The sequence below is a fragment of the Rhodococcus sp. 7Tela_A2 genome (assembly GCF_049311045.1).
Lineage (GTDB): Bacteria > Actinomycetota > Actinomycetes > Mycobacteriales > Mycobacteriaceae > Rhodococcus.
In genome coordinates this window covers 1-2,231 of record NZ_JAXION010000208.1, presented here as the reverse complement: position 1 = coordinate 2,231, position 2,231 = coordinate 1, and the positions used below count along the sequence as shown (strand labels likewise).

Sequence of the window (2,231 nt, the reverse complement as noted above, 5' to 3'; positions counted from 1 at the left end):
GGGGGGGGGGGGGGGGCCGCGCGTGGGGGGGGGGGGGGCCCCCCGCGCCGGTGACCCTACGTGGCGGTCGAGGTGACCAGTTGCATGACCGCTTTGCGGATCTGTTCGGGAATCGGCACCGGCCGCCGCGTCTGCATGTCGATGTACACGTGCACGAAACGGCCGGTCGCGGCGGGCTGCAACGAGCCTTCCGACTCGCGGAAGATGGCGAGCGAATAGGTGACCGACTGCGTACCGAGGCGCTCCACCGCGAGACCGACCTGGAGCCGGTCGGGGAACGACAGCTCGGCGAGGTAGCGGCACGAGGTCTCCGCAACCACACCGATCGCGTCGAGTTCCCGGATGTCGACCCCGGTCGTGGCCATGAGCCAGCCGTTCACCGCGGAGTCGAAGTACGAGTAGTAGGTGACGTTGTTGACGTGGCCGTAGTGGTCGTTGTCGGCCCACCGTGTCTGCATGGGCCAGAGCACCGGGAAGTGCTCCGGATCAGGTTGTGCGGCGGGTCTCGTCGGCTGACTGTTGCTCACTCCTCGACGATAGTGCTCCCCGGACGGCAAGTCCGATCAACAGCGCCCAGAATGCAGAACCGACGCCGAATATCGACAATCCGGATGCCGCGACCAGGAACGTGACGACCGCGGCCTCGCGATCGTGCAGGTCTCGGAGGGCGGCGGATAGTGCGCCGCCGAGGGTGGCCAGCAGCGCCAGCCCCGCCACGGTTTCGACGACTCCTGCGGGTGCGAGCGCCACCAGAGCGGCAAGGCCGGCCGAGCACAGGGCGAGCACCAGGTACGACCAGCCCGCGGACCACGCGGCCACCCAGCGGCGCTGCGGGTCGGGATCCGCGTCGGGTGCGGCGGCGAGTGCGGCACTGATGGCTGCCAGGTTGACGGCATGGCCACCCGCGGGAGCACCGATCACCGTGCCGAGGCCGGTCACCGTCATCACCGCGCGCCACGGCGTCCGGTACCCGAACGAGTTCAGCACCGCGGTGCCGGGAATGTTCTGCGAGGCCATCGTCACGATGTAGAGCGGCAGCGCGATTCCCAGCAGTGCCTGCCACGTCCAGGCCGGTGCCGTGAATTCGAGACGGGGAGCGAGGTCGGTGGGCGCGACGGCGGTCCCGGTACGGACGAGGTGCACGACGATCACCACCGTCGCCGCTGCGAACGCGCCCGGCACCGCCCATCGGGGCCGCACGCGTTGCAGGATCAGCCAGACCAGCGCTACCGGTGCGATGACCGCGGGGGAGTCGGCCAGTGCGGTGACCGGCGCCAGGCACAGCGGGACGAGGATGCCCGCGAGCATCGCCTGCGCGAGGGACGTGGGAATGGACGAGATCAGTCGTCCGAGCGTCGGCCAGAGTCCGGTCAGCACGACCGCCACGCCGACGACGACGAACGCGCCCACCGCCGCGGGCCAGCCTCCCACCACGACACCGGTACCCGCGAGCAGTGCCGCGCCGGGCGTCGACCACGCCAGCGTGATCGGAGTGCGATACCGGCGCGACAGCCAGAGGATGCCGACACCCTGGGTCAGGCACAGTGCGGCCAGGCCCGAGGCGGCCTCTGCGGGGGAGGCGCCGACCGCGCGCAGGCCGGTGAGCACGACGGCGAACGAACTGGTGAAACCGACGAGGGCGGTCACGATTCCCGCTGTGACGGGCCGCGATATCGGTGACGTGGCGCCGGTCGGCGTCGCTGCGGCGTTCGGCGGGGATTCGGTCACGGAGCGGCATTCTGCCGGATCGCGCGTGGGTGATGCGGAGCGCTCGTGTTCCGTGCCAGGATCGAGACATGCCCGACACCAACGTGCTCATCTCGGCGTCCGACCTGGCGCACCTGATCGACATCGGGAAGCCTCCGGTGCTGCTCGATGTGAGGTGGGCACTCGGGGACTCCCACGGCATCGACCGGTACCACCGGGGGCACATCCCCGGAGCGGTCTACGTCGACCTCGATTCGGAGCTGGCGGATCCGCCCTCCCTGGAACGCGGCCGCCATCCGCTCCCCGATATCGGTCGCCTGCAGGACGCGGCACGACGCTGGGGCATCTCCGACGGTGATCCGGTGGTCGCCTACGACGCGTCCGGAGGACTCGCGGCCGCTCGCGCGTGGTGGTTGCTTCGCTGGGCGGGGCTCACGGACGTCCGTCTGCTCGACGGTGGGTTGTCGGCGTGGGCCGCGGGGGGGCCCCCGGGGGGCGCGGGGGGCCGGGGGCGCCCCCCCCCC

At 71.2% G+C, this 2,231-nt stretch carries 3 protein-coding genes; 1 reads left to right on the top strand and 2 read right to left on the bottom strand.

The window, feature by feature from the left end; all coding sequences use genetic code 11:
• Window positions 1–56: 56 nt before the first annotated feature.
• Complete coding sequence (locus tag TVH25_RS21220) at window positions 57–527, bottom strand: acyl-CoA thioesterase (RefSeq protein WP_296551499.1); 471 nt, start codon at window positions 525–527, stop codon at window positions 57–59.
• Window positions 487–1,674 carry a benzoate/H(+) symporter BenE family transporter gene (locus TVH25_RS21215; RefSeq protein ID WP_422425405.1) on the bottom strand — a complete coding sequence of 396 codons (1,188 nt, stop codon included), beginning with the start codon at window positions 1,672–1,674 and terminating at the stop codon, window positions 487–489. The genes TVH25_RS21220 and TVH25_RS21215 overlap by 41 nt, the downstream gene beginning before the upstream one ends.
• A gap of 122 nt (window positions 1,675–1,796) precedes the next feature.
• On the opposite strand from TVH25_RS21215, the gene TVH25_RS21210 reads away from it, so the two are divergent.
• On the top strand, window positions 1,797–2,231 hold a 435-nt coding region (locus TVH25_RS21210), incomplete at its 3' end, for a sulfurtransferase (RefSeq protein WP_422425404.1).